Annotated in this window: 23 protein-coding genes; 17 read left to right on the top strand and 6 right to left on the bottom strand. The window is 72.5% G+C overall.

Features of this window, described 5'->3' with window-relative positions; genetic code table 11:
• Window positions 1–325: 325 nt before the first annotated feature.
• Window positions 326–1,948 (bottom strand): PucR family transcriptional regulator, encoded by a 1,623-nt coding sequence (locus ACZ6K0_RS26070; protein WP_469234390.1) that lies wholly within the window; start codon window positions 1,946–1,948, stop codon window positions 326–328.
• A 161-nt stretch (window positions 1,949–2,109) separates the two neighbouring features.
• Here ACZ6K0_RS26070 and ACZ6K0_RS26065 point away from each other — a divergent pair, with 161 nt between their 5' ends.
• The gene (locus tag ACZ6K0_RS26065) at window positions 2,110–3,624 is read left to right on the top strand and encodes an APC family permease (RefSeq protein ID WP_469234392.1); all 1,515 of its coding nucleotides are present in this window, start codon (window positions 2,110–2,112) and stop codon (window positions 3,622–3,624) included.
• Between the two features lie 127 nt (window positions 3,625–3,751).
• Window positions 3,752–5,401 (top strand): flavin monoamine oxidase family protein, encoded by a 1,650-nt coding sequence (locus ACZ6K0_RS26060; RefSeq protein WP_376407256.1) that lies wholly within the window; start codon window positions 3,752–3,754, stop codon window positions 5,399–5,401.
• A 6-nt stretch (window positions 5,402–5,407) separates the two neighbouring features.
• Here ACZ6K0_RS26060 and ACZ6K0_RS26055 read toward each other — a convergent pair whose 3' ends face one another.
• Both ACZ6K0_RS26055 and ACZ6K0_RS26050 read right to left on the bottom strand, forming a co-directional pair.
• Window positions 5,408–6,790, bottom strand: a complete 1,383-nt coding sequence (locus ACZ6K0_RS26055) for an FAD-binding oxidoreductase (RefSeq protein ID WP_376407258.1) — start codon at window positions 6,788–6,790, stop codon at window positions 5,408–5,410.
• 124 nt (window positions 6,791–6,914) lie between these two features.
• Complete coding sequence (locus tag ACZ6K0_RS26050) at window positions 6,915–8,717, bottom strand: glycoside hydrolase family 15 protein (protein WP_376407260.1); 1,803 nt, start codon at window positions 8,715–8,717, stop codon at window positions 6,915–6,917.
• 501 nt (window positions 8,718–9,218) lie between these two features.
• On the opposite strand from ACZ6K0_RS26050, the gene ACZ6K0_RS26045 reads away from it, so the two are divergent.
• From ACZ6K0_RS26045 to ACZ6K0_RS25990, 12 genes are all read left to right on the top strand, one after another.
• Entirely contained in the window at window positions 9,219–10,877 is a 1,659-nt protein-coding gene (locus tag ACZ6K0_RS26045) for a CTP synthase (protein ID WP_469234395.1), read from the top strand.
• A gap of 98 nt (window positions 10,878–10,975) precedes the next feature.
• The gene (locus ACZ6K0_RS26040) at window positions 10,976–11,602 is read left to right on the top strand and encodes an NUDIX domain-containing protein (protein WP_469234398.1); all 627 of its coding nucleotides are present in this window, start codon (window positions 10,976–10,978) and stop codon (window positions 11,600–11,602) included.
• Between the two features lie 234 nt (window positions 11,603–11,836).
• The gene (locus ACZ6K0_RS26035) at window positions 11,837–13,822 is read left to right on the top strand and encodes a tetratricopeptide repeat protein (RefSeq protein WP_376407266.1); all 1,986 of its coding nucleotides are present in this window, start codon (window positions 11,837–11,839) and stop codon (window positions 13,820–13,822) included.
• A gap of 147 nt (window positions 13,823–13,969) precedes the next feature.
• The gene (ald, locus tag ACZ6K0_RS26030) at window positions 13,970–15,085 is read left to right on the top strand and encodes an alanine dehydrogenase (protein ID WP_376407268.1); all 1,116 of its coding nucleotides are present in this window, start codon (window positions 13,970–13,972) and stop codon (window positions 15,083–15,085) included.
• A gap of 448 nt (window positions 15,086–15,533) precedes the next feature.
• Window positions 15,534–16,559, top strand: coding sequence for a ParA family protein (locus tag ACZ6K0_RS26025; RefSeq protein WP_037631020.1), 1,026 nt, complete (start codon window positions 15,534–15,536; stop codon window positions 16,557–16,559).
• Window positions 16,544–17,047: a hypothetical protein gene (locus ACZ6K0_RS26020; protein WP_376407270.1), complete on the top strand. Its 504-nt coding sequence runs from the start codon at window positions 16,544–16,546 to the stop codon at window positions 17,045–17,047. The genes ACZ6K0_RS26025 and ACZ6K0_RS26020 overlap by 16 nt, the downstream gene beginning before the upstream one ends.
• Window positions 17,048–17,092: 45 nt before the next feature.
• Entirely contained in the window at window positions 17,093–18,253 is a 1,161-nt protein-coding gene (locus tag ACZ6K0_RS26015) for a segregation and condensation protein A (protein WP_469234401.1), read from the top strand.
• The gene (gene scpB / locus ACZ6K0_RS26010) at window positions 18,250–18,843 is read left to right on the top strand and encodes an SMC-Scp complex subunit ScpB (protein ID WP_376407274.1); all 594 of its coding nucleotides are present in this window, start codon (window positions 18,250–18,252) and stop codon (window positions 18,841–18,843) included. Before ACZ6K0_RS26015 ends, scpB begins: the two co-directional genes overlap by 4 nt.
• The gene (locus ACZ6K0_RS26005) at window positions 18,843–20,102 is read left to right on the top strand and encodes a pseudouridine synthase (protein WP_469234403.1); all 1,260 of its coding nucleotides are present in this window, start codon (window positions 18,843–18,845) and stop codon (window positions 20,100–20,102) included. The genes scpB and ACZ6K0_RS26005 overlap by 1 nt, the downstream gene beginning before the upstream one ends.
• A 127-nt stretch (window positions 20,103–20,229) precedes the next feature.
• Window positions 20,230–21,351, top strand: coding sequence for an AAA family ATPase (locus ACZ6K0_RS26000; protein ID WP_469234406.1), 1,122 nt, complete (start codon window positions 20,230–20,232; stop codon window positions 21,349–21,351).
• Window positions 21,348–22,085 (top strand): NUDIX hydrolase, encoded by a 738-nt coding sequence (locus tag ACZ6K0_RS25995; protein ID WP_469234408.1) that lies wholly within the window; start codon window positions 21,348–21,350, stop codon window positions 22,083–22,085. The genes ACZ6K0_RS26000 and ACZ6K0_RS25995 overlap by 4 nt, the downstream gene beginning before the upstream one ends.
• Window positions 22,082–23,119 (top strand): ADP-ribosylglycohydrolase family protein, encoded by a 1,038-nt coding sequence (locus ACZ6K0_RS25990; RefSeq protein ID WP_376407282.1) that lies wholly within the window; start codon window positions 22,082–22,084, stop codon window positions 23,117–23,119. The genes ACZ6K0_RS25995 and ACZ6K0_RS25990 overlap by 4 nt, the downstream gene beginning before the upstream one ends.
• Window positions 23,120–23,156: 37 nt before the next feature.
• On the opposite strand, the gene ACZ6K0_RS25985 is transcribed toward ACZ6K0_RS25990, so the two are convergent.
• From ACZ6K0_RS25985 to ACZ6K0_RS25975, 3 genes are read right to left on the bottom strand one after another with little or no spacing between them, the layout of a single operon-like run.
• Window positions 23,157–23,834 (bottom strand): nucleotidyltransferase domain-containing protein, encoded by a 678-nt coding sequence (locus tag ACZ6K0_RS25985; protein WP_469234410.1) that lies wholly within the window; start codon window positions 23,832–23,834, stop codon window positions 23,157–23,159.
• 10 nt (window positions 23,835–23,844) lie between these two features.
• A complete protein-coding gene (locus ACZ6K0_RS25980) occupies window positions 23,845–24,315 on the bottom strand; it encodes a Rieske (2Fe-2S) protein (protein ID WP_469234412.1) in 471 nt (156 codons plus the stop codon).
• A gap of 44 nt (window positions 24,316–24,359) precedes the next feature.
• Window positions 24,360–24,704 carry a DUF952 domain-containing protein gene (locus tag ACZ6K0_RS25975; RefSeq protein WP_469234415.1) on the bottom strand — a complete coding sequence of 115 codons (345 nt, stop codon included), beginning with the start codon at window positions 24,702–24,704 and terminating at the stop codon, window positions 24,360–24,362.
• A gap of 98 nt (window positions 24,705–24,802) precedes the next feature.
• Here ACZ6K0_RS25975 and ACZ6K0_RS25970 point away from each other — a divergent pair, with 98 nt between their 5' ends.
• The 3 genes from ACZ6K0_RS25970 (at window position 24,803) to ACZ6K0_RS25960 (ending at window position 26,829) form a co-directional block, all read left to right on the top strand.
• The gene (locus ACZ6K0_RS25970) at window positions 24,803–25,231 is read left to right on the top strand and encodes a YidB family protein (protein WP_469234417.1); all 429 of its coding nucleotides are present in this window, start codon (window positions 24,803–24,805) and stop codon (window positions 25,229–25,231) included.
• A gap of 144 nt (window positions 25,232–25,375) precedes the next feature.
• Window positions 25,376–25,744 carry a chorismate mutase gene (gene aroH, locus ACZ6K0_RS25965; protein ID WP_376407292.1) on the top strand — a complete coding sequence of 123 codons (369 nt, stop codon included), beginning with the start codon at window positions 25,376–25,378 and terminating at the stop codon, window positions 25,742–25,744.
• Window positions 25,741–26,829, top strand: a complete 1,089-nt coding sequence (locus ACZ6K0_RS25960; RefSeq protein ID WP_376407294.1) for a prephenate dehydrogenase — start codon at window positions 25,741–25,743, stop codon at window positions 26,827–26,829. Before aroH ends, ACZ6K0_RS25960 begins: the two co-directional genes overlap by 4 nt.
• The last annotated feature ends 28 nt before the right edge of the window (window positions 26,830–26,857 follow it).

Raw genomic sequence — 26,857 nt, 5'->3', positions numbered from 1 at the left:
CCTTCCGGCAGCAGTCGAGGCCCGGGTCGTGCCTCCACCCGCAGTGCCTTCGCGCCGGCAGCAGTCGAGGTCCGGGTCGTGCCCCCCCGTGGTGCCTTTGCGCCGGCAGTAGTCGAGGTCCGGGTCGTGCCCCCCCGCGGTGCCTTTGCGCCGGCAGTAGTCGAGGTCCGGGTCGTGCCCCCCCGCGGTGCCTTTGCGCCGGCAGTAGTCGAGGCCCGGGTCGTGCCCCCCGCAGTGCCTTCGCGCCGGCAGCAGTCGAGGTCCGGGTCGTGCCCCCCACGGTGCCTTCGGCTCGGCAGGCGAGCTCAGGGGGCCCTCCGGGGTGCTACGTCGTGTGGCGGCGGGCTCTCAGGGCCAGGGAGAGGGCCAGGACCGTTTGGGGGTCGTCCAGGTCCGTGCCGAGGAGTTCGGAGATGCGGGCCAGGCGGTTGTAGAGGGTCTGGCGGTTGAGGTGGAGTTCTCGGGCCGTTTCCGCCTTGCGGCCCGCGTGGGCCAGGTACGTCTCCAGGGTGGGGAGCAGCGGCGGGCGGGAGGTGCGGTCGTGGTCGCGGAGGGGGCCGATCGCGCGGTCCACGAAGGCCGCCAGGTCGGGGTGGTCCCGTAGGCGCCACAGGAGGAGGTCGATGTCCAGGCGGCGGGCGTCGTACCAGGGGAGGTCCGAGAGGCCCTGCGCGGCCGTTGCCGTCTCCGCCGCGTGCCGCAGGCCTGCGGAGGCCGCCGCCCAGCTTCCGGCGACGCCCACGACGACCACCGGCGGGTGGACGCCCGCGCGCTCCAGGCCGGCCCGCTCCACGCCCGCGCGGAGCGCCGCCGCGACCCGGTCCGCGACGGCCGTGCGCTCCGACTCCGAGCGCAGGCCCAGGAGGAGGGGGACCCGGCCTTCGACCGGGCGGACGCCGAGGAGTACGGGGACGCCGACCGAGGAGAGTTCTTCCAGGACCGCCCGGGCGAGGAGGGCCCAGTTGCCCGACGGGGAGAGTTCCGAGGCCAGGCGCATGACCACCGGGAGGAGGGGGCCGTCGCCGGGCTTGAAGCCGAGGACGCGGGCCTGGGCGGGCGCGGCCTCCGCGGTGATCCGGCCCTCCGCCAGGTCCGTCAGGAAGTCGCCCCGGCCGCGTGCGGCCAGCTCCTCCTCCTGGCGGGCCTGCATGAGGACGACCGCGAGGATGCCCGCCGCCCGCTCGGCGGCCATCCGGTGGACGGGGGAGAGGGCGCCGGAGACCGCGAGGAGGACCAGGCGGGCCCGCACCGAGCCCGTACCGGGGCCGCCGCCCGGCACGTCGACGAGGACCGTGCCGGTGGGCGGGCCCGACTCGCGGGCCGCCCGCTGGCCGCGCAGCCCGTCCCAGACCTGGAGCGGGTCGGCGGGCCCGGACTCGGTGCCCGCCGCGTACAGCAGCTGGCCGTCGGGGGTCTCCAGGAAGACCGGGTTCGCGGCGAAGTCGGAGAGGATGCGCAGGACCTGCGGGATCCCGCCGCCGCCGAGCAGCGCCTCCGTGCACTGCCGGTGGACCTCCTCGGCCTGCCGGAGGAGCGCGTAGTGGCCGTTGACGATCTCGGTGTGGATCTCCTCCGTGACGGCCACGAAGGGCACCTCGCGGTGGAGCTGGACGAGGGGCAGGCCGGCCGCCCGGGCGGTCTCCACTATCGTCGCGGGCAGCCGGGCGAAGCGCGGGCCCAGTTCGACGACGAGCGCGGCGATGCCCCGGTCGGCGAGGCGGCGGACGAAGGCCCGTTGTTCGGCCGGGCGGGTGCCCAGGCCGAGGCCCGTCGTGAGGAGCAGCTCGCCGCCCTTGAGCAGCGACGCGATGTTCGGCACCTCGCCCGCGTGCACCCAGCGCACCGTGCGGTGCAGCCGGTCCGCGCCGGCGACGACCTCCGGGAGCCCGCTGCGCAGCCCCGGGAGTTCGAGTGCCCGCTGCACGGTGATCCCGCCCTGATTGTCCATGGGGCCGGACGCTACCCGCGTCCGTGTTCCGGTGACATCACCCCACGGTTACGGGACCGGACACTTCGTCCATCGGGGCGACAACTCGTCGCCCCCTGGCGGGAATTGTGCGACCGCATGTCGATTGTGGCCTGCGTCACACGCGAGGATGCTCTCGCGCCATGGCAAAGAACTCCACCCCAGAGGTCCACCGGCTGAAGGCGAACTCCGTCGGTCTGGTCGGTGTCGTCTTCATGGCCGTGGCCACCGCGGCCCCGATCACGGCGATGACCGGCAACCTCCCCATCGCCGTCGGCTTCGGCAACGGCACCGGCGCACCCGCCGGATATCTCTTCGCGACCCTCGTCCTGACCGTCTTCTCCGTCGGCTATGTCGCCATGGCCAAGCGGATCACGGCCGCGGGCGCCTTCTACGGCTACATCTCGCACGGCCTCGGCCGGATCGCCGGCATGGCCTCCGGCATGCTCGCGGTCCTCGCGTACATCGTCTTCGAGGCCTCGATCGTCGGCGTCTTCGCGTACTTCGCCCGGACGACGGTCGCCGATCAGCTCGGCGTCGACATTCCGTGGATCCTGTACGCGGCGGTCATGCTGGCCGTGACGGCCCTCCTCTCGTACTTCGACATCAACCTGACCGCCAAGGCGCTCGGCGTGATGCTCATCGCCGAGATCGCGGTCCTCTTCGCGGTCGCCACCGCCGTGCTCATCGCCGGCGGCGGCCCCGATGGCATCCCGGTCGAGCCGATCAACCCCATGAACGCCTTCACCGGCACCTCCGCGGGGCTCGGCCTCTTCTTCGCCTTCTGGTCCTGGGTCGGCTTCGAGTCGACGGCCATGTACGGGGAGGAGTCGCGCAACCCGAAGAAGGTCATCCCGCGCGCCACCCTGATATCCGTCATCGGCGTCGGCCTCTTCTACATCTACGTGTCGTGGATGACGATCGCCGGGAACGGCCTCACCGAGTCCGTGAAGCTGTCCGCCTCCGCCAGCCCGCTCGACCTGTTCTTCGCCCCCACCCAGTCCTTCATCGGCGCCTGGGCCGTCGATGCCTTCCAGTGGCTGCTGCTGACCGGCTCCTTCGCCTGCGGCATGGCCTTCCACCAGTGCGCCTCGCGCTACTTGTACGCCATCGGCCGCGAGGGCTTCCTCCACCCGGCGCTCGGCCGCACCCACGCGCGGCACGGCTCGCCGTACATCGCCTCCTACGTGCAGAGCGCGATCGCCGTCGGTCTCGTCCTCGCCTTCTGGCTCACCGGCCAGGACCCCTACATCCACCTCTACACGCTGCTCGCGATCCTCGGCACGATGGCGATCCTCATCGTCCAGACCCTCTGCTCCTTCGCCGTCATCGGCTACTTCCGCAAGAACCACCCCGAGGACCGGCACTGGTTCAAGACCCTCGTCGCCCCGCTCCTCGGCGGCATCGGCATGATCGCCGTCGTCGTCCTGCTGGTCGTCAACATGGAGACCGCGGCCGGTCTCGCCGCCGACTCCCTCTTCTTCAAGGCGATCCCCTGGATCGTCGGCGCGGTCTTCTTCGGCGGCCTCGGCCTCGGCTTCTACCTCAAGGCCAAGCGGCCCGAGCGGTACGAGATCATCGGCCGGATCGTCCTGGAGGACGCGGCCGAGCGCCCCGCCGCGGAGGCCCCCGCCCCCGCTGCCGTACCTCAGGGCTGACCCTCGCTGCCATACCCCAGGGCTGACCCCTTCCGCCGTACCCCAGGGCTGCCCCCGCTGCCGTACCTCAGGGCTGCCCCCCTCGCCGTACCTCAGAGCTGATTCCCCCTTCTTCCAGGAGCGCTCCATGGCACGCACCAACCCGATGCACCTCCTGAAGCGTCTCGCCGCCGAGCACGCCGACGCCCGACGGCTGGACATCCCCGTCGACGAACTCAGAGGCATGAGAGCCGACGCCCTCGGGCGCCGCTCCCTGCTCACGTACGCCGCCGCTGCCGGTGTCGCCGTCGGCGTCGGCGCCGCCGGTCTGGGCGGGGCCGTCCCCGCCCGCGCCGCCACCCCGTCCCCGCCCGTCAAGAGCACCGCCAGGATCGCCGTCGTCGGGGCCGGGATATCCGGCCTCACCGCCGCCCTCACCCTCCAGGACGCCGGCCTGAGCCCCGTGCTCTACGAGGCCAACCCCTCCCGGGTCGGCGGCCGCATGTGGACCCAGCGCGCCCACTGGGCGTACGGCCAGACCTCCGAGATCGGAGGCGAGCTGATCGACACCAGCCACAAGAAGATCCTGGAGCTCTGCCGCCGCTTCGACCTCGCCGTCGAGGACTTCCTCGGCGGCGGGCCCAACGGGGCCGAGGAGGTCCTCTGGTTCGGCGGCGCCTACTACCCGCGCCACCAGGCCGACGAGGACTTCAACGCGGTCTACCAGGCGCTGCGCCGCGACATCTCCGAGGCGGGCGAGGTCCGCTGGAACCAGACCACGCCCACCGGCACCGCCCTCGACAACATGTCCGTGTACGAGTGGATCGAGAGCCGGATCCCCGGCGGCCACTCCTCACCGCTCGGCAAGTTCATCGACGTCGCCTACAACGTCGAGTACGGCGCCGACACCACCGAACAGTCCTCGCTCGCCCTCGTCCTCCTCATGGGCTACCAGACCAATCCGGGCAACTTCAACGTCTGGGGCCTGTCCAACGAGCGGTACCACATCGTCGGCGGCAACGATCAGCTCCCGAACGCCGTCGCCGGGGCCCTCACCGCCGGCACCCTGCGCCAGGGCTGGTCCCTGACCGCCGTACGGGCCAACGCCGACGGCACCCAGACGCTGACCTTCAGCGAGGCCGGCGCGACCCGGACCGTCACCGCCGACCACACGATCCTCTGTCTCCCGCTGCCGATCCTCCAGCAGCTGGACCTCTCCCAGGCCGGCTTCGACCCGCTCATGCGGAACCTCCTGCGGGACGCCCGCATGGGTTACTGCACCAAGCTCAACATGCAGTTCGGCACCCGTCCCTGGCGCGGCACCGGCCCCTGGCCCGGGGTCTCCGCCGGCGACTGCTTCACCGACGGCGAGGTCCAGCAGACCTGGGACACCACCAAGATCCAGGGCGGCACCGGCGGCATCCTCCTCCAGTACGGCGGTGGCAGCCTGGCCAGGAACCTGAACCCGGCCGGGCCGTTCTCCACCGAGTCCGACCCGTACGTGCGCGGCCTCGTCACCCGCTACCTCGCGGGCATCGACGCCTTCTTCCCCGGCACGTCCAGGGCGTACACCGGCCGTGCCCAGCTCTCCGCCTGGCACAAGAACCCGTACGCGCTCGGCGCGTACTCCTGCTGGCCCGTGGGCTACCTCCACCAGTACGCGGGGTACGAGGGCAAGGCCCAGGGCAACGTCCACATCGGCGGGGAGCACTGCAGCTACGACTTCCAGGGCTTCATGGAGGGCGGGGCCACGGAGGGCGAGCGCGCCGCCAAGGAGGTGATCGACGCGCTGCGCTGAGCCGGCTCAGCCGGCCGGCGCGATGTTCTGGTTGAAGCGGAACACGTTGTCGGGGTCGTACGCGTTCTTCACGGCGGCGAGCCGGCGGTAGTTGTCCTCACCGTAGGAGGAGACGATCCGCTGCTCGCCCTCGGCCCCGATGAAGTTCAGGTACGTCGCCTCCAGGGCCCACGGCCGCGCGTCGGCCCGCACGTCGTGGACCCACTGCTTCGCCTGCTCGTCGTACGCGGGGTCCTCCCAGGTCGCGAACGGGTGCACCGCCCAGGGCGCGGTGCGCCACGGCTGCGGGTATCCGGAGGGCCCCGCGGCCACGGCCCCGCCCATCAGGAACAGCACGTGCTGGGTGGCGGTCGAGGCCGGGATCCGCGCGCCGCGGTCGCAGAAGACGTCCACGGCCTCGTCGGGGAGTTCTCGCAGGTACTCGGCCGACCAGTAGTTCCGCAGCCCCGGCGGGTCGTCCAGCATCGTCTGGAGGTCCACGTACGGGATGTCCGTGACGACCTCCACCACGGGCTTCAGCGCGAACAGCGGCGCCGCGAACTCGCGGAGCTCGGCGACCGGACCGGTGTACGTGAACAGTGCCCCGCAGACCAGCTTGCCGACCAGGTCCTCGGGCACGAACGGCTCCGGGGGCGCGGGCATGTAGATGGCGCCGCCGCCCATCTCGTCCGGCGCGCGGGCGCCGAGATCGCGGAAGGTGCGCACCACCTCGGGCGCGTCGGCGGGCAGGAACAGCAGCATCGCGACGCTCATCTCGGGCAGCGGGTGCAGCCGCATCGTCAGCGAGGTCGCCACCCCGAAGTTGCCGCCGCCGCCGTGCAGCGCCCAGAACAGCTCCGGGTTCTCCTCCGCGTCCGTGTGGACGTGCTTGCCCTCGGCGGTGATCAGGTCGGCGGCGAGCAGATTGTCGCTGGCGAGACCGAACTTCCGCTCCAGCCAGCCGGAGCCGCCGCCCAGCGTGAAGCCGCCGACGCCCGTGGTGGACACCCGCCCGCCGGTGGTCGCCACCTGGAACGGCTGGCAGGCGTGGTCCAGGTGGGACATCGTCGCCCCGCCCTCGACCCTGACCGTCATGTCCTCCGGGTCCACGACGACGCCGTGCATCCTGCGGAGGTCGACGACGAGCGCGCCGTCGATCATGGAACTCCCGGCGACGCTGTGGCCGCCGCCGCGCACCGCGATCGGCAGCTCGGTCCGGCGGCCGAACAGGATCGCGTTGGACACGTCGGCCTGGCCGGCGCACTGGGCGATCACCGAAGGGCGCCGGTCGATCATGCCGTTGTGCAGGGCGCGTGCCTCGTCGTAGCCCGGATCGCCGGGGGTGATCACCTCACCGGCCAGGTCCTCGACCAGTCCGGCCAGAGCGCTTTCGGAGACATGGGGAGCCATGGGGAGCCCCCCTTTCGTGCGGGGGGACGGGACCTTCTCATCGTAGGTCCGGGCGCCGTCCCCCGCGCGGGCCGCCCAGGCCTTGTCCGGCGTATCAGGGCCGGACAAGCCCTGGTGACAGTCCCTAGCCGCCGTACGCCCCGCTGGCCGTCAGGCGCAGGGCGGTGTCGATCAGCGGGACGTGGCTGAACGCCTGCGGGAAGTTCCCCACCTGGCGCTGGAGCCGCGGGTCCCACTCCTCGGCGAGCAGCCCGAGGTCGTTGCGGAGCGAGAGCAGCTTCTCGAAGAGGGTGCGGGCCTCGTCCACGCGGCCGATCATCGCCAGGTCGTCGGCGAGCCAGAAGGAGCAGGCGAGGAACGCGCCCTCGTCGCCCTCCAGGCCGTCGACACCGGCCTCCTCGCCGGCCGTCGGGTAGCGCAGCACGAAGCCGTCCTCCGTGGACAGCTCCCGCTGGATCGCCTCGATCGTGCCGATGACCCGCTTGTCGTCCGGCGGGAGGAAACCCATCTGCGGGATCAGCAGCAGCGAGGCGTCCAGCTCCTTGGAGCCGTACGACTGCGTGAACGTGTTCCGCTCCGGGTCGTAGCCCTTCTCGCAGACGTCCCGGTGGATCTCGTCGCGGAGGTCGCGCCAGCGCTCCAGGGGGCCGTCGGCGTCCCCGGACTCGATGAGCTTGATCGTGCGGTCGACGGCCACCCAGGCCATCACCTTGGAGTGGGTGAAGTGGCGGCGCGGGCCGCGGACCTCCCAGATGCCCTCGTCGGGCTGGTCCCAGTGGGTCTCCAGGTACTTGATCAGCCTCAGCTGGAGGGTCGAGGCGTAGTCGTTGCGGGAGAGCCCCGTCATGTGCGCGAGGTGGAGGGCCTCGGTGACCTCGCCGTAGACGTCCAGTTGGAGCTGGTTCGCGGCGCCGTTGCCGACCCGGACCGGGCCGGAGTTCTCGTACCCCGGGAGCCAGTCGAGCTCGGCCTCGCCGAGCTCCCGCTCGCCCGCGATGCCGTACATGATCTGGAGGTTCTCCGGGTCGCCCGCGACCGCGCGGAGCAGCCAGTCCCGCCAGGCGCGGGCCTCCTCGCGGTAGCCGGTGCGCAGCATCGAGGAGAGGGTGATCGCCGCGTCCCGCAGCCACGTGTAGCGGTAGTCCCAGTTGCGGACGCCGCCGATCTCCTCGGGCAGCGAGGTGGTCGGCGCGGCCACGATCCCGCCGGTCGGCGCGTACGTCAGCGCCTTCAGCGTGATCAGGGAGCGGACCACCGCCTCCCGGTAGGGGCCGTGGTACGTGCAGTGCGCGACCCACTCGCGCCAGAAGTCGGCGGTCGCCTCCAGCGAGCCCTCCGGGTCCGGGAGGGCGGGCGGCTCCTTGTGGGAGGGCTGCCAGGAGAGCGTGAAGGTGATCCGGTCACCGGGGGAGACGGTGAACTCGGAGTACGTGGTGAGGTCCTCGCCGTGCGTCTCCGCGTCCGTGTCCAGCCACACCGAGTCGGGCCCGGCGACGGCGACGGTGCGGTCGCCGACCTTGTGGACCCAGGGCACGATCCGGCCGTAGCTGAAGCGCATCCGCAGCGCGGAACTCATCGGCACCCGGCCGGAGACGCCCTCCACGATCCGGATGATCTGCGGGGCGCCGTCGCGCGGCGGCATGAAGTCCGTCACCCGGACCGTGCCGCGCGGGGTGTCCCACTCGGATTCCAGGATCAGCGAGTCGCCCTGATAGCGGCGCCGGTCCGCCGGGGGCGGTTCGGCGTCCTCGGACACGGCGGGTCCCACCCGCCAGAATCCGTGTTCCTCGGTGCCGAGCAGCCCCGCGAAGACGGCGTGCGAGTCGAAGCGGGGGAGACACAGCCAGTCCACGCTGCCGTCCCGGCAGACCAGGGCGGCGGTCTGCATGTCTCCGATGAGTGCGTAATCCTCGATGCGCCCGGCCACGTGCTTCACTCCAGTCGAACGGCCATGTCCGCCCCGCGGGGCGCTTGCTCCAGATGCGCCGGCTGGGTGTCAGCCGGGTCTGTGTGTGTCAGCGGTCAAGGGATCGTCGACGAGCTTCGGTCCGGTTGTGCTGGCGGGGTGGTGCCGCTGGCCGGCCTGCTCGGCGGGCTATGTCCGAGCAGAATACGTCGCACCCTAGTGACCCGGTGATCACGCGGGTAACGTCGCTGCTCCGATCGGGTGAACACGTCCGTGACCTCGCCGATCACCCCGCCGGACGGATCCCGCCCCACCCCTTTCGTAGCCGTCCGTGTACACCCGACTGCCGCGTGTGGCCGGAAGCGGTCTCCCGATGTCGCTGATACCCTGGTACCCCGTGGACCGGTGGGAAACGGCGACAGCCGAGGACCCCGAAACCGCAGCGACGGCACCCCCCGATTCTTCCGGAGGGGACGCCGGTACGCACCTCCAGAACGCGACCACGGGAGCCCCCTCTTGGCGATGCCGCCCAACACCACGACGACCAAGCACATCTTCGTCACCGGGGGTGTCGCCTCCAGCCTCGGCAAGGGCCTGACCGCCTCCAGCCTGGGTGCGCTCCTCAAGGCCCGGGGCCTGCGGGTCACGATGCAGAAGCTCGACCCGTACCTCAACGTCGACCCGGGCACGATGAACCCCTTCCAGCACGGTGAGGTGTTCGTCACCAACGACGGCGCCGAGACCGACCTGGACATCGGCCACTACGAGCGCTTCCTCGACGTCGACCTCGACGGCTCGGCCAACGTCACCACCGGCCAGGTCTACTCGCAGGTCATCGCCAAGGAGCGGCGCGGCGAGTACCTCGGCGACACCGTGCAGGTCATCCCGCACATCACGAACGAGATCAAGTCCCGGATCCGCCGCATGGCGACGGACGACGTGGACGTCGTCATCACCGAGGTCGGCGGCACCGTCGGCGACATCGAGTCCCTGCCGTTCCTGGAGACCGTCCGCCAGGTCCGCCACGAGGTCGGCCGCGACAACGTCTTCGTCGTGCACATCTCGCTGCTGCCCTACATCGGCCCCTCCGGCGAGCTGAAGACCAAGCCGACCCAGCACTCGGTCGCCGCCCTGCGCAACATCGGTATCCAGCCGGACGCGATCGTCCTGCGCGCCGACCGCGAGGTCCCGACCGCCATCAAGCGCAAGATCTCGCTGATGTGCGACGTCGACGAGGCCGCGGTCGTCGCCGCGATCGACGCCAAGTCGATCTACGACATCCCGAAGGTCCTGCACACCGAGGGCCTGGACGCCTACGTCGTCCGCAAGCTCGACCTGCCCTTCCGCGACGTGGACTGGTCCACCTGGGACGACCTGCTGGACCGCGTCCACAACCCCGACCACGAGGTCACGGTCGCGCTCGTCGGCAAGTACATCGACCTGCCCGACGCCTACCTCTCGATCACCGAGGCCATGCGCGCCGGCGGCTTCGCCAACAAGGCGCGGGTCAAGGTCAAGTGGGTCACCTCCGACGAGTGCAAGACGCCGGCCGGCGCCAAGAAGCAGCTCGGCGACGTCGACGGGATCCTCATCCCCGGCGGCTTCGGCGACCGCGGTGTGAACGGCAAGATCGGCGCGATCCAGTACGCCCGTGAGAACAAGGTGCCGCTGCTCGGCATCTGCCTCGGCCTGCAGTGCATCGTCATCGAGGCCGCGCGGAACCTGGCGGACATCCCGGACGCCAACTCCACCGAGTTCGACCCGGCCACCGCGCACCCCGTCGTCTCCACGATGGAGGAGCAGCTCGCGTACGTCGAGGGCGCCGGCGACCTGGGCGGAACGATGCGCCTGGGCCTGTACCCGGCGAAGCTCGCCGAGGGCTCGATCGTCCGCGAGGTCTACGGCGACCAGCCGTACGTGGACGAGCGCCACCGTCACCGCTACGAGGTGAACAACTCCTACCGCGCGGAGCTGGAGAAGAAGGCCGGCCTGGTCTTCTCCGGCACCTCCCCGGACAACAAGCTCGTCGAGTACGTCGAGTACCCGCGCGAGATCCACCCCTACCTGGTCGCCACCCAGGCGCACCCGGAGCTCCGCTCCCGCCCGACCCGCCCGCACCCGCTCTTCGCGGGCCTGGTCAAGGCGGCGGTCGAGCGCAAGACGGGCAAGCCCGCGAAGTAACCGGCGCTGTCGTCGGTCGGCGTTAACGTTGCCGGGGTACGGGTCCTCACGGACGCGTACCCCGGCTTTCGTGTGTGCGCGTACGTGGGAGGACCCAGATGGAGCTGCAGGACACCCCGGAGGAGTGGCGGGTCGTCGCGACGACGACCCCCTTCCAGGGAAAGAAGACCAGTGTCCGCACGGACGAGGTGGTCATGCCGGACGGCACGGTCGCGAGCCGCGACTACCAGGTCCACCCCGGCTCGGTGGCCGTCCTGGCCCTGGACGAGCAGGACCGGGTCCTGCTGCTCAAGCAGTACCGGCACCCGGTGCGGCAGAAGCTCTGGGAGATCCCGGCGGGGCTCCTCGACGTACCCGGTGAGAACCCGCTGCACGCCGCCCAGCGCGAGCTGTACGAGGAGGCCCACGTCAAGGCGGGGGACTGGCGGGTCCTGACCGACGTCTACACGACCCCCGGCGGCTGCGACGAGGCCGTACGGATCTTCCTCGCCCAGGACCTCGCGGAGGCGGAGGGCGAGCGCTACGAGGTCTCCGACGAGGAGGCCGACATGGAGCTGGCGCGGGTGCCGCTCGCGGAGCTCGTGAAGGGGGTCCTCGCGGGCGAGCTACACAACAACTGCCTGGTCGTGGGCGTCCTGTCGCTGGCCGCCGCGCGCGCCGGCGAAGGGGTGGAGGCGCTGCGCCCGGCGGAGGCGCCCTGGCCGGCCCGCCCGTTCGACGCGTAACGGGCCCGCGTCGCGGCCCGTAGCGGGACGTCGCGGTCCGCCGCGGTCCGGACGTGCGTTGCCGCATTGGGCGCCCGCTCACGACCCGGCGGTGTGACCATCGGCTGATCCGATCGGGGGATGTGTCCGCCGCGCTCCACCGGGTCCGTGCCGCGCCCTGAACTACGCTCGGAATCACCCGTGCGGAGACCCCCGCGGGATCGGCTCGTGCGCAGGTGGACGGGAGCGTGGCCCGTGACGGATCAGGCGGTGGCGGCGGCCGTGGGCCGGCGGTTCTTCGGCCGGCAGCGGGAGTTGAAGGCCCTGCGCGCCGACATCGAACGGACCGGCCTCGACACCCTCACGGGCCGCAAGGCACCCCGCGCCCGGGTCCTGCTCGTCGCCGGCAAGCCGGGCTCCGGGCGTACCGCCCTCGCCGAGGAGCTGGCCGGCGGGCTCGCCGACCGCTACCCCGACGGGGTGTTCCGCGCCCGGCTCACCGAGCCCGGCGGCGACCCCGTCCCCACCGCCCGCGTCGCCCAGGAACTCCTGGCCGCGCTCGGCGTGGCCGAGCCGCCCGGCGCCGGCGAGGACGAGCTGACCGAACTGGTCCGGCACGCCCTCGCCGGGCGCCGGGCCGTCCTGATCCTCGACGACGCCGTCGACGCCGAGCAGGCCGACCCGCTGATCCCCGACAACCCCGACACCCTGGTCGTCGGCGTCTCGCGCGGACCGCTCACCGGCATCCCCGACGTACGGCCCTGCACCCTCGGCGGGCTCGACCCCAAGTCGGCCATCGAGCTGCTCACGGCCTTCACCGGCTCCGTGCGCATCACCGTCGACCCGCAGGCCGCCGAGACCCTCGTCGAGACGTGCGGGGGGATGCCCGCCGCCGTCGTCCTCGCCGGGGGCTGGCTCGCCACCCGCCCCAAGGCCTCCGTCGCCGACCTCGCGAAGCAGCTGCGCGGGCTGAGCGGCGACCCGCTCACCCGGACCTTCCTGCTCGCCCACGAGGCGCTGCCCGCGACCGCCGCCCGGATACTGCGATTCCTCTCCCTGGCCCCGCTCGGCCGGGCCGACGCCCACACCGCCTCCGCCCTGGCCGGCTGCTCGGTCTCCGCGGCCGACACCACCCTCGCCGACTTCGCCGCCCTGGGGCTCGTCTCCGGCGGCGACGACGGCCAGTACGAGGTCCCCGCCCATCTCGTCCCCCTCCTTCGCGCTCAGCTGGAGGAGCGCGACCGGCCCGCCGAGGTGCAGCTCGCCCGGGCCCGGATGCTGGAGCGGACCGTACGGCTCCTCCAGTCGTGCCGTGCGGTCACCGAACCCGAGGGCTCGCCCGCCCGGCGGAAACTGGCCGGTCTGCCGCGCGCCCTGCGGTTCCCGACCCGGGAGGCCGGGGCCGACTGGCTCCGCTCCCGGCAGCCCGTCCTGCTGGCCTCCGCCCGCCTCGCCGTCGCCGACGGGGAGCTCGACACCCTGGCCCGCCGCCTGATCGCCTCCCTGGTCAGGGCGCTGGCCGCGCACCGCGGCGCCGAGGCCGCGGCGCCCCAGCTGTACGGCCTCCACCAGCTCGTCCTGGACGTGGCCGAGCGGCGCGGACTGCACCGCGAGCGGGCGGCGGCCCTGCTGAACCTGGCCGATCTCGATGCCAGGACCGGACGCACGAAAGACGCACTGCTGCGATATCGGTTGGCATTGGATGCCGGAAGGGCAGCAAATGATCCGTACGCCACCGGTCGCGCAATGGAATCCGTAGGTGGCTCGTATCAGGAGCTGGGTGACTGGCAGCGGGCCGGCGACTGGTACGGGCGGGCGCTCGCCCAGCGCCTCGCCCGCGACGAGCGCCCCGACCAGGCCCGGCTGTACGGCCGCCTCGGCGCCGTACAGACCTATGCCGGACGGTACGGCGAGGCCCTGCGGAACTGGCGGGCCGCCGCGGCCGGCTACCGCAGGCTCGCCGATCTCCCGGGCCACGCACGGGCGTTGAGCGAGGCGGCCCGCGTCCAGGAGTACGCGGGACGGCCCGAGGAGTCGCTGCGGACCTGCGAGGAGGCGGTGGAGTGGGCCCGCCGGGCGCAGGACACCCGGCTCCAGGCGGCGCTCCAGCTGCGGCTCGCCGACACCCTCGACCGGCTCGGTGACCCGGCTGCCGCCAGGCTCCACAGGGCCGCAGCCGAGCGATTGCTGGAAACGGATCCCCCAGCCTACGAAATCCGCAGTGGGTTCGAGAAAGATTAGTACTTTGAAAGGCTAGACACCGGGAACTCCTTCATTAGACTGGGTCCGCCGCGTTCGAACGTGGTCTGCCCCGGTGCGCCGCAGTGCATCCGGGTATGTATCGCAGTGCCCCAGTTGTCCCCCCAGATTCAAGGACCGTGATCGACGATGAAGGTCGGCATCCCCCGCGAGGTCAAGAACAACGAGTTCCGCGTGGCCATCACCCCTGCGGGTGTCCACGAGCTCGTCCGCAACGGCCACCAGGTCTTCGTCGAGCAGAACGCCGGTGTCGGCTCCTCGATCACGGACGAGGAGTACGTCGGCGCCGGCGCCGAGATCCTCGCGACGGCCGACGAGGTCTGGGCCACCGCCGACCTGCTGCTCAAGGTCAAGGAGCCCATCGCGGAGGAGTACCACCGCCTCCGCAAGGACCAGACCCTCTTCACGTACCTGCACCTCGCCGCCTCCCGCGAGTGCACGGACGCGCTGCTGGAGTCCGGCACCACGGCCATCGCCTACGAGACCGTCGAGACCGCGAACCGCGCCCTGCCGCTGCTCGCCCCGATGTCCGAGGTCGCGGGCCGTCTGGCCCCGCAGGTCGGCGCCTACCACCTGATGCGCTCGGTCGGCGGCCGCGGCGTCCTCCCCGGCGGCGTCCCCGGCACCCACGCCGGCGAGTGCGTCGTCATCGGCGGCGGCGTCTCCGGCTGGAACGCCACGCAGATCGCCGTCGGCATGGGCTTCCACGTGACCCTGCTCGACCGCGACATCAACAAGCTCCGCGAGGCCGACAAGATCTTCGGCACCAAGGTGAAGACGATCGTCTCCAACGCCTACGAGCTGGAGAAGGCCGTCGTCGAGGCCGACCTCGTCATCGGCGCCGTCCTCATCCCGGGCGCCAAGGCCCCGAAGCTGGTCACCAACGAGCTCGTCGCCAAGATGAAGCCCGGAAGTGTCCTTGTCGACATTGCGATCGACCAGGGCGGCTGCTTCGAGGACTCCCACGCGACCACCCACGCCGAGCCGACCTTCCAGGTCCACAACTCGGTCTTCTACTGCGTCGCCAACATGCCGGGCGCGGTCCCGAACACCTCCACCTACGCGCTCACCAACGCCACGCTGCCCTACATCGTGTCGCTGGCGAACAACGGCTGGGCCGAGGCCCTGCGCCGCGACTCCGCGCTCGCCCTGGGTCTCAACACCCATGACGGCAAGGTGGTTTACAAGGAGGTCGCGGAGGCGCACGGTCTCGACCACGTCGAGCTGAGCGCCCTCCTGGGCTGACCCCCGAGGCATCGCCGTCAACGCGTGCCGTCAATGCCACACACCCGGCCGGACCTTGTTCGACAAGGTCCGGCCGGCTGTGCGTCCGGCCACGTCCGGGGCCCGCGCAACTCGCCTCGAACGTAACCCTTTAACCGTTTCGCGCACCCCTGAAACGTGTGGATGCATGCCTGCGCACCCTTGACAGAGACGTGTTCGGTTGCCGACACATCGGGCCGGGTCCGGCGGATTGTGTTGCTGCGGAGCGGTGACACGCCATAGAGTCGCCAACCGTCGGCATGGTGCCACGCTGACCTATCGATAAATGTTCCTGGTGACATCCAAGGAGGTAAGACGACTTGTGAATGAGTCGACAATTACTCCCGGGAGCGGTGCGCCAGGTGCCCCGATCGGCTCCGTCGCGGTGCGGACCTTCGCGACGCACCAGCCCATGACGACAGCCCACACGATGAAGACGATGGACGGCCTACACGTGAACGCCACGGCCGGCAACGAGATGGGCCGAGAGTCCACCCACTTCGCCGCCTTTGACGAGGTGCCCGAGGGGCACTTCTACGACCCCGACGCCGAGTACGAGCCCGACCCGGAGTACGCGGCCACCCTCGCACCCGACGCTGCCCGTCAGCGCCGCGAGCGGATCGGCCCCACCGGACGGCCCCTGCCGTACTTCCCGATCCCGGGTCCCCTGACCGACCACGGACCCGCGAAGATCATCGCGATGTGCAACCAGAAGGGCGGCGTCGGCAAGACCACGTCGACCATCAACCTGGGTGCCGCGCTCGCCGAGTACGGCCGACGGGTGCTGCTCGTCGACTTCGACCCGCAGGGAGCCCTGTCGGTCGGCCTCGGCGTGAACCCGATGGAGCTCGACCTCACCGTCTACAACCTGCTCATGGAGCGGGGCATGTCGGCGGACGAGGTCCTCCTGAAGACCGCCGTTCCCAACATGGACCTGCTGCCGAGCAACATCGACCTCTCGGCCGCCGAAGTCCAGTTGGTCAGCGAGGTCGCGCGCGAGTCCACGCTCCAGCGCGCCCTGAAGCCGCTGATGAACGACTACGACTACATCGTGATCGACTGTCAGCCCTCGCTCGGCCTGCTGACCGTGAACGCCCTGACGGCGGCTCACAAGGTCATCGTGCCGCTGGAATGCGAGTTCTTCGCCCTGCGCGGAGTGGCGCTGCTGACCGAGACGATCGAGAAGGTCCAGGAGCGGCTCAACCCCGACCTGGAGCTCGACGGCATCCTCGCCACGATGTACGACTCGCGGACCGTGCACAGCCGTGAGGTCCTCGCGCGCGTCGTCGAGGCCTTCGACGACCACGTCTACCACACGGTCATCGGGCGGACGGTGCGCTTCCCGGAGACCACGGTCGCCGGCGAGCCCATCACCACCTACGCCTCCAACTCCGTGGGCGCCGCCGCCTACCGTCAGCTCGCCAGGGAGGTGCTCGCCCGGTGTCACGCCGAGTGAGTCTGCCCGGCGCCGACGAACTCTTCCGTACGACCGGGGGGACGGCGCTCCAGTCGTCCTCACCCCGCCGGGCCGTCCCGGCTCCGGCGGGCGAGAGCGACACGACGGCGGCCGAGCGCTCCGCGGAGCATACGGCGGCGGACTCCGAGGCGGCCGAACCGCGCGCCCGGACGGCGGAGCCCGAGAGCGCCGCTCCAAAGTCCGCGCCCTCCGCCGCGGTGCCCGCCCCGGCGGCGGCACGGCGGCGCGGCGGCCGGGCCCCGAACCGGCGGCCCAGCGGCCGGGAGCGCCACGACGAGAAGATCACGGTCTACGTCTCCGCCGAGGAGCTCATGGACCTGGAGCACGCCCGGCTCGTCCTCAGGGGCGAGCACGGTCTCGCCGTCGACCGGGGCAGGATCGTCCGTGAGGCGGTCGCCGTCGTCCTGGCGGACCTGGAGTCCCGCGGCGACGCGAGCATCCTCGTACGCCGCCTGCGCGGCCGCTGACGGTAGCCTGCGGGCTGCCGAGCTCCCCGTTCCCCCTGGACCCCCATGCGCCACGCCTCTGACGAAACGTCCCGCCCGCCGGGCCGCCGCCCCCTGGGCCGCGGCCCGGGCGAGACGCAGGGGCCGGCGCCGGCGGAGCCTTTGGAGGTCGTGGCTGCGGAGGCCGGCGAGGCCGCCGGGGTGGTCGAGCCCGTCGAGCACGGCGAGCCCGCCAAGGTCGTCGAGCCGGCCGAGGCCACCGAGCCGGCCGAGTCCGGCGATGCCGTCGAGCCCGCCAAGGCCACCGAGGTGGTCGAGCCCGCCAAGGTCGCCAAGGCCGCCAAGGTCACCGAGGTCGTCGAGCCCGGCGAGGTCGGCGACGGGCGGTTCACCGTGCGGCTCGCGAACTTCGAGGGGCCCTTCGACCTCCTCCTCCAGCTGATCACCAAGCACAAGCTGGACGTCACCGAGGTCGCCCTCTCCCAGGTCACCGACGAGTTCATGGCGCACCTGCGCGCCCTGGGCCCCGACGGCGACCTCGACCAGACCACCGAGTTCCTCGTCGTCGCCGCCACCCTCCTCGACCTCAAGGCCGCCCGGCTCCTCCCCGCGGCCGAGGTGGAGGACGAGGCCGACCTCGCCCTCCTGGAGGCCCGCGACCTGCTCTTCGCCCGCCTCCTCCAGTACCGCGCGTACAAACGGATCGCGGAGATCTTCCAGGACCGCTGGGAGGCCGAGGGTCGCCGCCACCCCCGTACGGTCGGACTCGAACCGCACCACGCCGAGCTGCTTCCCGAGGTCGTCATCTCCATCGGGGCCGAGGGCTTCGCCAGGCTGGCGGTCAAGGCCATGCAGCCCAAGGCCGAGCCCCAGGTGTACGTCGACCACATCCACGCCCCGCTCGTCAGCGTCCGCGAGCAGGCCGCCGTGGTCGTCGCGCTGCTGCGCGAGCGCGGGACGGCGGCCTTCCGCGAGCTGATCGAGGACGCCGGGGACACCCTCACCGTCGTCGCCCGCTTCCTCGCCCTCCTCGAGCTCTACCGGGAGAAGGCCGTCGGCCTCGACCAGGAGACGGCTCTGGGGGAGCTCACCGTCACCTGGGCGGGCGGAGACGGCGAGACCCGCGTCACCGACGAGTTCGACCGGGAACCCGACCCGGACCGGGACTCCGACCCGGACCCGGACCCAGACCAGGAATCCGCCCCAGAAACGGAGGCCCAGGAGTGAGCGACCTCAAGCCCTCCCTCGAAGCCGTCCTGATGGTCGTCGACGAGCCCGCCACCGAGCAGCACCTCGCCAAGGTCCTGGACCGCGCCCCCCGCGAGGTGGCCGACGCCCTGCACGAGCTGGCCGACGAGTACACCGCCCAGGGCCGCGGCTTCGAGCTGCGGCGGGTGGCCGGCGGCTGGCGCTACTACACCCGCGCCGCCCATGCCGCGGCCGTCGAGGCCTTCGTGCTCGACGGGCAGCAGGCCCGGCTCACCCAGGCGGCCCTGGAGACCCTCGCGGTCGTCGCGTACCGCCAGCCGGTCAGCCGTTCCCGGGTCTCCGCGGTCCGCGGGGTCAACTGCGACGGGGTCATGAGGACCCTCCTCCAGCGCGGTCTGGTGGAGGAGGCGGGCGCGGAACCCGAAACAAGTGCGATCCTGTACAGGACGACGAACTACTTTCTGGAGCGGATGGGCCTGCGCGGCCTGGACGAACTCCCCGAGCTCGCGCCCTTCCTCCCCGAGGCGGAGGCGGTCGAGCCGGATTCACTGGAAGGCGTCCCGTCGTTCGATCCGGACGCAGACGTAGACGACAAGACGGAAATTTGATGCGAAGCAGCAGCGGCAGGAACAGCAGCGGAAACAACGGCGGGAGCCGTGGTGGCAACAGCGGCGGCCGCGGCGGCAGCGGCGGTGGCCGCGGCGGCAGCAGCAGCGGTGGCGGTGGCTACCGCGGCGGCAGCAGCGGCGGCGGCGCCGGTCGTGGTGGCAGCGGCGGCGGTGGCGGTGGCGCCGGTCGCGGCGGCAGCAGCGGCGGTGGCGGCGGTTACCGCGGCGCCGGCGGCGGCCGCGACGACAGGCAGGGCGGCGGCAGCAGCAGCAGCAGGCCGCGCAACCCGCGTCCCGAAGAGCGCCAGTACGACGTACCCGGCCTCGGCGGCTCCGCCGGCGGCCCCAAGAGCGGCCGCGGCGCGTCCGCGCGCGGTGGCGCCAAGGGTGGCCCCCGGCAGTCCCCGCAGCGCGGTGGCGGCCGTACCGAGCCGTCCCGCTCGCGCGAGTACGACGCCCGTACGGAGGAGCGCAACCGGGAGCGGTACGCCGGCAAGCCGGAGATCAAGACCCCGAAGACCTTCCCCGGCGCCGAGCAGGAGGGCGAGCGTCTGCAGAAGGTCCTCGCCCGTGCCGGCATGGGCTCGCGGCGTGCCTGCGAGGAGCTCATCGAGCAGTCCCGCGTCGAGGTCAACGGCCAGATCGTGATCGAGCAGGGCATGCGCGTCGACCCGGAGAAGGACGAGATCAAGGTGGACGGCCTGACCGTCGCCACCCAGTCCCACCTCTTCTTCGCGCTGAACAAGCCCGCCGGCGTCGTCTCCACCATGGAGGACCCGGAAGGCCGCCAGTGCCTCGGCGACTACGTCAACAACCGTGAGACCCGGCTCTTCCACGTCGGCCGGCTCGACACGGAGACCGAGGGCATCATCCTGCTCACCAACCACGGCGAGCTGGCCCACCGCCTCACGCACCCGAAGTACGGCGTGAAGAAGACCTACCTCGCCGCCATCACCGGCCCGCTGCCCCGCGAGGTCGGCCGGATGCTCAAGGACGGCATCGAGCTGGAGGACGGGTACGCCCGCGCCGACCACTTCCGTGTCGTCGAGCAGACCGGCAAGAACTACCTCGTCGAGGTCACGCTGCACGAGGGCCGCAAGCACATCGTGCGCCGGATGCTGGCCGAGGCCGGCTTCCCCGTCGACAAGCTGGTCCGTACGGCCTTCGGCCCGATCTCGCTGGGCGACCAGAAGTCGGGCTGGCTGCGCCGTCTGACCAACACCGAGGTCGGCATGCTGATGAAGGAAGTCGGGATGTAATCCCCCTCCTCGCCGTGAGAGGCCCGTGACCGCCGGTCGGTCACGGGCCTTTCCCGTGTCCGCTCGTGCTTGTGGCAGAAGCACCCCTCCATTTATAGTCAGAGTGACTCTTAAGGAGGGAGGCGGCATGCGGCGCCACGACCACGACCACGATCACGGCCGCGACTACGGCCACGGCCTCGTCATCGGCGGCTTCTCCCCGCCGCACGCCGGCCACCACCACCTCGTCCGCACCGCGCGCGAGCGGTGCGAGCGCCTCACGGTGCTCGTCCGCGCCTCCTCGGACGAGAGCCTGCCCCTGGCGGACCGCGTCGCGTGGATGCGCGAGATCCACCCCGAGGCCTTTGTCGTCGGAGCCGCCGACGGCAGCCCCGACGGCCTGCTGGCCGCCGTGCCCGAGCGCGTCGACGCCGTCTTCACCTCGGAGCCGTACGGGGAGCCGGCGGACGCGGAGCCGTACGCGGAGTCGTACGGGCAGGAGCTCGGCCGACTCTTCGGGGCGGAGGCCGTACGCGTCGACCTCGGTCCCGACCCCGACCGCACCCGCTTCCCCGTCTCCGACGCCGCCGTCCGCGCCGACCTCGCCGGCTGCTGGGACTTCCTGGAGCCGCCGGTACGCTCCGCGCTCACCCGCCGCGTCGTCGTCCTCGGCGCCGAGTCCACCGGCACCACCACCATGGCCCTCGCCCTCGCCGACCACTACCGGCGGCGCGGCGGCGTCTGGGCCCGCACGCGGTGCGTACCGGCGTACGGGCGCGAGTTCGGCGCACTCAAGCTCGCCGAGCTCCGCGCCGACCGCCCCGGCGCCACCCGGGCCGACGTCACCTTCCGCTCCTCCGACTTCCCCGTCGTCGCGCAGCGCCAGGCCGAACGGGAGGAGGAGGCGGCCCGGGACGGCTCGCCCGTGCTCTTCTGCGACACCGACGCCTTCGCCACCACCATCTGGCACGAGCGGTACCTGGGCATCGCGAGCGCCGAGACCGGGGAGATCGCCGCCCGCGGCCGGCAGCACCTGTGGCTGCTCACCGACCACCGGGGCGTCCCCTTCACGGACGACGGGCCGGGCGACGGGGAGCGCCTGCGGCCCTGGATGACCGCGCGCTTCCTCACCCAGCTCGCCCACTCCGGCCGCCGGACGGCCGTCCTCAGCGGCCCGCACGAGGAGCGGCTCGCGGCGGCCGTCGCCGCCGTCGACGCGCTCCTCGCCGAGGGCACGCGCCCCGCCGATCCCCACCCGGAGCACCGATGAGCACCCCACGGGCGCCCGAGGGCTACGACCCGCACGCCTTCGAGCCCTTCGCCGTCACCGTCGACCTCGCCGTCCTCACCGTCCGCGAGGACCACCTGCACGTCCTCCTCGTCCAGCGCGGCCAGGAGCCGTACGCGGGGGAGTGGGCGCTGCCCGGCGGCTTCGTCCTGCCCCGCGAGTCCGCCGAGACGGCCGCCCGCCGTGAACTCGCCGAGGAGACCGGACTGCCCGAGGCCACCGTCGCGGGACTCCACCTCGAACAGCTCCGCACCTACAGCGACCCGGACCGGGACCCCAGGATGCGGATCGTCTCCGTCGCCTTCACCGCGCTCGTCCCCGGCCTGCCCGAGCCGCGCGGCGGCGGCGACGCGGCCGAGGCCCGGTGGCTGCCCTACGGCTCGTACGGGCCCCTGGCCTTCGACCACGACCGGATCCTCGCCGACGCCCGCGAGCGCGTCGGCGCCAAGCTCGAGTACACCTGCCTCGCCACCGCCTTCTGCCCGACCGAGTTCACGCTCGGCGAGCTGCGGCAGGTGTACGAGACGGTCTGGGGCGTCGAACTCGACCGCCCCAACTTCCGGCGCAAGGTCCTCACCACGCCCGGCTTCGTCCGGGCCGTGGAAGGACCGCCGCGCCGCACCGGCGGACGGGGGAAACCGGCCGCTCTCTACCGGGCGGGCGAGGCCACGGCCCTCCACCCGCCCCTCCTGCGACCGGAAGGACGACCCTCATGACCCCGAACCCGACCCGTACCGCGGTGAAGCAGGCCGCGACCGGCTCCCTCGTCGGCCTCGCGCTCGGCGACGCGCTGGGCTTCCCGACCGAGTTCAAGGACGTGCCGGCGATCCTCGCCGCGTTCGGCCCCTGGCGGGAGCTGCCGCTCCCGCTCGCCCGGGGGACGGCGTACGTCACCGACGACACGCAGATGACCCTCGCCCTCGCCAGGGGCGTCCGCACGGCCATGGACCGGGGCGTCCTCGCCCCGCTGCGCCTCGTCCGGCCGGTCCGGGACGAGTTCGTCGACTGGTACCACTCCCCGGAGAACAACCGGGCCCCCGGCAACACCTGCCTGCGCGCCTGCCAGCTCCTCGACGGCGACCGGCCCTGGCAGGACGCCAGCCAGCTCGGCTCCAAGGGCTGCGGCGCCAACATGCGGGTCGCGCCGATCGGCCTCGTCCCCGGGCTGAGCGAGGAGCAGCGCGCGGGCGCCGCCCAGCTCCAGGCGGCCCTCACCCACGGCCACCCCACGGCGCTCGCCGCCTCCGACCTCACCGCCCGTGCCGTGTACCTCCTCGCCCAGGGCGTGGACCCGGCCGGCCTGGTCGGACAGCTGCGCTCGTACGCGTACGAGAACCGCGACCGCTACCACGAGCACTGGCTCGGCGACCTCTGGACCCGCTCCCAGGACCCCTCCGCGCTCTCCTTCGTCCGGCGCGGCTGGGACGAGTGCCTGGCCGTCCTGGAGCGCCTGGACGCCGTCCAGCGCACGGCCGACCCCGAGCTCGACCCCTGCGAGTACACCGGCGACGGCTGGATCGCCGAGGAGGCCTTCGCGACCGGCCTGCTCTGCTTCCTCCTCTTCCCCGACGAGCCCCTCACCGCCCTGCGCAGGGCGGCCTGCACCCGCGGCGACTCCGACTCGATCGCCGCCCTCGCGGGCGCCTTCGCCGGCGCGCACCTGGGCGCGGACGCCTGGCCGAAGGAGTGGGCGGAGCGCGTCGAGTACCGGAGCGACCTGCTGACCTTCGGGGCGCTCTGGGACGTCTGAGCCGGGCGCCCGGGGGAGTGACGAGCCGGGAGCGGCGTCAGAGCGAGGCGCGGCGGGCGCGGATCAGGAAGTCCTCGACGCGGGCGTGGTCCGGGGCGGCGGGGAGCGGGCTCGTGCCGTGAGCCTGGTCAGCCTCGTCCTGGAGGCGGTTCATCCAGGACTCGACGTCCTGCCACGGCACCTCGCCCCGCTTGACCGCGAGGAGGCGGTCGCGCTCCTCGCCGACGTCGACGCGGAGCTCGCCCGTGCGCAGCAGGTCGCGGCAGCTCGTCAGCAGCCGCAGCAGGTGCATGGCGTGCTTCCAGCGCGGGTGCCCGTACTGGCGGACGTCCGCGTCGAGCTTGCGGCGCTGGCCGGCGGCGTAGCGGACGAAGGTCTGGTGGGCCTGCCGGGAGAGGAAGGCCCCGCGCAGCGAGAGGAGTTCGCGGCCCAGGTCGTCGACGTGCTCGACGACGGGGGAGTGCAGGCACTCCAGGACGTTCGGGTTGTTGCGCAGGGCCAGCTCGCAGAAGCGCTCCAGCTCCCAGCTGAACTGGTCCTCGCCCGGGCCCTCCACATGGGCCGGGGGCTTGTCGAAGCGCCAGAACAGCGGCGCCGGGGCGAGATAGACGCCCCGCACGTCGGTGTCGCTGTCCTCGGTCGCCAGACCGAAGGCGCGCGAGCCCATGACGCAGGAGTAGATCGTGTGATCGCGCACCAGCGCTTCCGGGGTCATGCGGGTGAGGTTACGCGAGGGTGATCGATTCCCCCGAGACATTGATCTGCTCGGCCGGGAGGGGGCGGGGAGCCGGTCCGGCCGCCACCGAGCCGTCGGCGATGCGGTACTTGGAGCCGTGGCAGGGGCAGTCGATGGTGCCGTCCGCGACCTTGTTCACCAGGCAGCCCTGGTGGGTGCAGATCGCGGAGAAGGCCTTGAACTCCCCGGCAGTGGGCTGGGTGACGACCACCTTCTGCTCGGTGAAGACCGTGCCGCCGCCGACCGGGACATCGGTCGTCTTCGCCAGGGGAGCGGCACCGCTCGGGGCGGGCGACGCCGCGGACCCCGTGGGGGTGCCCGCCGTGGCCGACCCGTCGGCGGTGGCCGGGGCGCTGGAGGTGGCCGTACCGCCGTCACCCCCGCCGTCCGAGCCGCAGCCCGTCGTCAGGGCCGCGGCGGCGAACAGGACGGCCCGGCGGTTCGTGGCGCGTGAAGTCATGGCGCCAGCTTGGCCGGGCCCCGGCCCGGGGTCCCGCAACACGCCTACGGGCGGGGCGTCAGCTCCCTCGCACGGCCGTCCGCGTCCCGGCGGACCTCCAGGACCGCCGTCACCGCGGCGCGCTCGATCGCTCCGTACACGTGCGGGAAGAGCCGGCCCTCCGAGCCCTCCCAGCGGACCTCGCCGCTCAGCCGGGACTCGTCGATCACGAGGACGAGGAGCGGGCCGGGCGCGGACCGGTAGGGGCCGTCGGCGATCGCCAGGGCCGCCGGCTCGTCGGGCGAGCAGTGGACGTAGCCCTCGGCGGCGAGCGACGCCGGGGCGTAGGGGGCGGCGGGATCGGCGGGGTCTTCGGACCAGTCGGCCAGCGGTACGACGTGCAGCAGCATGCCGACAGTTCTACCGGGTCCGGTGTGTACGCCGAGTGGCGGAGCGTACCGGTATGGGTGAGATTGGGCCTGTTCCGTACCGGACGAAAGGCAGAACGATGGCGGGAAACGACCTCGGCAGTCTCCTCGGAAGCCTCCTCGGAGGCGGCGGCCAGGGCGGTAGCGGCGGCGCCGGCGGCATCCTCGGCTCCCTGCTCGGCGCCCTCGCGGGCGGCAGGAGCGGCGGCGGCGCCGACGGCGCGAACCCGCTCGGCGGACTCCTCGACATGCTCACGAAGTCCGGGCTCGTCGACCAGGCCCAGTCCTGGGTCGGCACCGGCGACAACCAGCCCGTCAGCGGCGCCCAGATCGCCGAAGCCCTCCCGGGCGACACCCTCCAGAAGGTTGCCGCCGACGCCGGCGTCAGCCCGCAGGAGGCCGCCGACCAGATCGCCCGGTCCCTGCCGCAGGCCGTCGACAAGCTGACCCCGAACGGCTCGGTGCCCGAGGGCTCACTGGAGGACCTCATCCGCCGGCAGCGGCTGTAGGCCGTGCCCCAGCGCCTGTCCGGCCGTGGGGCCGACCGTGCCTCCGGCGCCCGCCGTCCGTCTCGGAAGGCGGGCGCCGCGACGCGCCGCCCCCACCGCTGACTAGGCTGAACGGAGCACTTGACGCAGGCGAAGGAGCACGACGTGGCGGTACGAGCGGTCCGAGGCGCCGTCCAGCTGGAGCGGGACGAGGCCGGACACATGCGCGAGCAGGTCCAGGAGCTGCTCACCGCCGTCCTCGCGCGCAACGACCTCACCGCCGACGACCTGATCAGCATCTGGTTCACGGCCACGCCCGACCTGCACAGCGACTTCCCCGCCGCCGCGGCCCGGGGGATCGGCATCGGCATCGACGACGTGCCCCTCATCTGCGCCCAGGAGCTCGACATAGAGGGCGCGATGCCGAGGGTCGTCCGGCTCCTCGCCCACGTCGAGACCGATCTGCCCAAGTCCCGGATCGCGCACGTCTACCTCGGTGCCGCGGCCGCCCTGCGCAAGGACATCGCCCAGTGAGAACAGCGCTCGTCATCGGCACCGGACTGATCGGCACCTCCGCCGCGATCGCCCTCGCGGGCCGGGGCGTCACCGTCCACCTCCGCGACCACGACCCGGTGCGCGCCCGGACGGCCGCCGCGCTCGGCGCGGGCACCGACGAGGCGCCCGAGGGGCGCGTGGACCTCGCGATCGTCGCCGTACCCCCGGCGCACGTCGCCGCGACCCTCGCCGAGGCGATGTCGGCCGGTCTCGCGCGCGGCTACCTGGACGTGGCGAGCGTCAAGGGCGGGCCGAAGCGCGAGCTGGAGGCGCTGGGCCTCGACCTCACCTCGTACATCGGTTCGCACCCGATGTCCGGCAAGGAGCGCTCGGGCCCCCTCGCGGCGACCGCGGACCTCTTCGAGGGGCGGCCGTGGGTCCTCACGCCGACCCGGGACACCGACACCGAGGTCCTGAACCTCGCCCTGGAGCTCGTCGCCCTCTGCCGGGCCGTCCCCGTCGTCATGGACGCCGACGCCCACGACCGGGCCGTCGCCCTCGTCTCCCACACCCCGCAGCTGGTGTCGTCGATGGTCGCCGCCCGCCTGGAGGAGGCCGACGAGTCGGCCGTACGCCTCTGCGGCCAGGGCATCCGCGACGTCACCCGGATCGCCGCCTCCGACCCGCGTATGTGGGTCGAGATCCTCTCCGCCAACCCGGGCCCCGTCGCCGACGTCCTCTCCGGCGTCGCCGCCGACCTCGACGAGACGGTCCGCGCCCTGCGCTCCCTGCAGTCCGCCGACGCGGACAAGCGCCGGTACGGCGCCGCGGGCGTCGAGGACGTCCTGCGCCGCGGGAACGCCGGCCGCGCCCGCGTCCCCGGCAAGCACGGCGCCGCCCCCACGGCCTACGAGACCGTCGCCGTCCTCATCAGCGACCAGCCGGGCGAGCTGGCCCGGATCTTCGCCGACGCGGGCCGCGCGGGCGTCAACATCGAGGACGTCCGCATCGAGCACGCGACCGGCCAGCAGGCGGGCCTGGTCCAGCTCATGGTCGACCCCGCGGCCGCCCCGGCCCTCGGCACGGCCCTCCAGGAACGCGGCTGGGCCCTGCGGACGAGCTGACGGGCGGGCCCGCACGACCCACCTCCTG

Source organism: Streptomyces sp. NPDC042346, from assembly GCF_055581845.1.
This window is presented reverse-complemented; position numbering and strand designations above follow the sequence as displayed.

What these genes read in the sequence shown, in the direction of transcription:
- ACZ6K0_RS26070 (WP_469234390.1), bottom strand. Translation starts at nt 1,948, where the DNA reads ATGGACAATCAGGGCGGGATCACCGTGCAGCGGGCACTCGAACTCCCG.
- ACZ6K0_RS26065 (WP_469234392.1), top strand. Translation starts at nt 2,110, where the DNA reads ATGGCAAAGAACTCCACCCCAGAGGTCCACCGGCTGAAGGCGAACTCC.
- ACZ6K0_RS26060 (WP_376407256.1), top strand. Translation starts at nt 3,752, where the DNA reads ATGGCACGCACCAACCCGATGCACCTCCTGAAGCGTCTCGCCGCCGAG.
- ACZ6K0_RS26055 (WP_376407258.1), bottom strand. Translation starts at nt 6,790, where the DNA reads ATGGCTCCCCATGTCTCCGAAAGCGCTCTGGCCGGACTGGTCGAGGAC.
- ACZ6K0_RS26045 (WP_469234395.1), top strand. Translation starts at nt 9,219, where the DNA reads ATGCCGCCCAACACCACGACGACCAAGCACATCTTCGTCACCGGGGGT.
- ACZ6K0_RS26040 (WP_469234398.1), top strand. Translation starts at nt 10,976, where the DNA reads ATGGAGCTGCAGGACACCCCGGAGGAGTGGCGGGTCGTCGCGACGACG.
- ald (WP_376407268.1), top strand. Translation starts at nt 13,970, where the DNA reads ATGAAGGTCGGCATCCCCCGCGAGGTCAAGAACAACGAGTTCCGCGTG.
- ACZ6K0_RS26025 (WP_037631020.1), top strand. Translation starts at nt 15,534, where the DNA reads ATGAAGACGATGGACGGCCTACACGTGAACGCCACGGCCGGCAACGAG.
- ACZ6K0_RS26015 (WP_469234401.1), top strand. Translation starts at nt 17,093, where the DNA reads ATGCGCCACGCCTCTGACGAAACGTCCCGCCCGCCGGGCCGCCGCCCC.
- ACZ6K0_RS26005 (WP_469234403.1), top strand. Translation starts at nt 18,843, where the DNA reads ATGCGAAGCAGCAGCGGCAGGAACAGCAGCGGAAACAACGGCGGGAGC.
- ACZ6K0_RS26000 (WP_469234406.1), top strand. Translation starts at nt 20,230, where the DNA reads ATGCGGCGCCACGACCACGACCACGATCACGGCCGCGACTACGGCCAC.
- ACZ6K0_RS25995 (WP_469234408.1), top strand. Translation starts at nt 21,348, where the DNA reads ATGAGCACCCCACGGGCGCCCGAGGGCTACGACCCGCACGCCTTCGAG.
- ACZ6K0_RS25990 (WP_376407282.1), top strand. Translation starts at nt 22,082, where the DNA reads ATGACCCCGAACCCGACCCGTACCGCGGTGAAGCAGGCCGCGACCGGC.
- ACZ6K0_RS25985 (WP_469234410.1), bottom strand. Translation starts at nt 23,834, where the DNA reads ATGACCCCGGAAGCGCTGGTGCGCGATCACACGATCTACTCCTGCGTC.
- ACZ6K0_RS25980 (WP_469234412.1), bottom strand. Translation starts at nt 24,315, where the DNA reads ATGACTTCACGCGCCACGAACCGCCGGGCCGTCCTGTTCGCCGCCGCG.
- ACZ6K0_RS25975 (WP_469234415.1), bottom strand. Translation starts at nt 24,704, where the DNA reads ATGCTGCTGCACGTCGTACCGCTGGCCGACTGGTCCGAAGACCCCGCC.
- ACZ6K0_RS25970 (WP_469234417.1), top strand. Translation starts at nt 24,803, where the DNA reads ATGGCGGGAAACGACCTCGGCAGTCTCCTCGGAAGCCTCCTCGGAGGC.